The organism is Vibrio sp. UCD-FRSSP16_30 (genome assembly GCF_001676025.1).
Classification (GTDB): domain Bacteria; phylum Pseudomonadota; class Gammaproteobacteria; order Enterobacterales; family Vibrionaceae; genus Vibrio.
Genome location: NZ_LZFW01000039.1, coordinates 1 through 1,414, shown reverse-complemented (window position 1 = coordinate 1,414; position 1,414 = coordinate 1). Strand labels below are relative to the sequence as shown.

Annotated in this window: 1 protein-coding gene; it reads left to right on the top strand. The window is 41.7% G+C overall.

Annotated elements, in window-relative coordinates:
* Window positions 1-91: 91 nt before the first annotated feature.
* Entirely contained in the window at window positions 92-1,405 is a 1,314-nt protein-coding gene (locus tag A9260_RS12490) for an IS4 family transposase (protein WP_068699465.1), read from the top strand.
* Window positions 1,406-1,414 lie beyond the last annotated feature (9 nt).

Sequence of the window (1,414 nt, the reverse complement as noted above, 5' to 3'; positions counted from 1 at the left end):
TAATGCCGATCATTTAAGCAAAATATGATCAGTTGACCGATCCTCCAGAGGTGTCAAAATCCATGTGTATCTAATGCACATGGATTTTTTTATGGATGTCTCCCAAGCCCTAAACGTAATTAATGACTGGAAACCTAGCAATGTAGAAACCTTGTCTGACTTGCTACCGATAGAGCTAATCAATGAGGCCTATTCCCTTACCGATACCGTGACTATGAGAAAACGAAAACTCACACTCGAGTCTATGGTTTGGCTACTTGTGGGAATGGCTATTTATAATAATAAATCGATGAAAGATTTGGTTAACCAACTGGATATTGTCGACCGAACAGGCAAAGCGTTTGTTGCGCCAAGCGCCTTGACTCAACGCAGGAAAACACTGGGTGAAAGTGCAATGAAAGCGGTCTTTGAGCGAATGACAACCTCATGGTTAAAGAGTGCTAACTTACCTCAGTGGAATGGATTAACACTTTTAAGCGTTGATGGAGTGGTATGGCGCACTCCCGATAGCCCACAAAATGAAGAAGCATTTTCACGCCAAAAAGGAACGCAGTACCCACAAGTAAGAATGGTTTGTCAGATGGAATTAAGCAGTCATCTTATTACGGCAAGTGCTTTCGATAATTACAATACAAATGAAATGGTGTTGGCTGAAAAACTAATAGAAACAACGCCCGACAATAGCGTAACTATGTTCGATAAGGGCTTCTATTCTTTAGGTTTATTACACAAATGGCAAGAAACGGGAGTGGGTCGTCATTGGCTTATTCCGCTTAAAAAGAACACCCAATATGAGATAGTTCAATCGTTAGGTCGTAACGACAAACTGGTTCATCTTCATAGCAATCCAAGAGCCAGAAAGCGTTGGCCGAACTTACCTCACACGATAACCGCAAGACTTTTGACTCGAAAAATCAAAGGGAAAGACTATCAAGTATTAACCTCAATGACTGATGCCTTACGCTATCCATCCAAAGATATTGTTGGTCTTTATGAGCATCGCTGGGAAATCGAGCTTGGTTATAGAGAGCAAAAACAGTACATGCTAGGAAATCGTTTAACGCTAAGGAGTCGCTTGCCTGAGTTAGTGAAACAGGAGCTTTGGGGTATCTTACTAACGTATAATTTAATTCGATATCAAATGGTCGAACTCTGCTTAAATTTAAAGGGGAATTACCTTCCTTATCAGTTGAGTTTTAATGGAACCTTGGCCCATATATCGGCGTTACTTGTTGGCTTACCTTACTCAACGCCGGGCGCAATTCCAAGGCAACTAAAAGGCTTCCATAACATGGCAGAAAGCTTAGTGCTGGAGAGGCGAAGGGAAAGAACATTCCCAAGGGCAGTCAAACCTAGACCGCAGCGATATGCCAATAATAAAAAAGCCGTTCACACTCTTAAGTGAACGGCATTA

Coding starts and splice junctions, on each gene's coding strand:
- A9260_RS12490 (WP_068699465.1), top strand. CDS start 92: ATGGATGTCTCCCAAGCCCTAAACGTAATTAATGACTGGAAACCTAGC.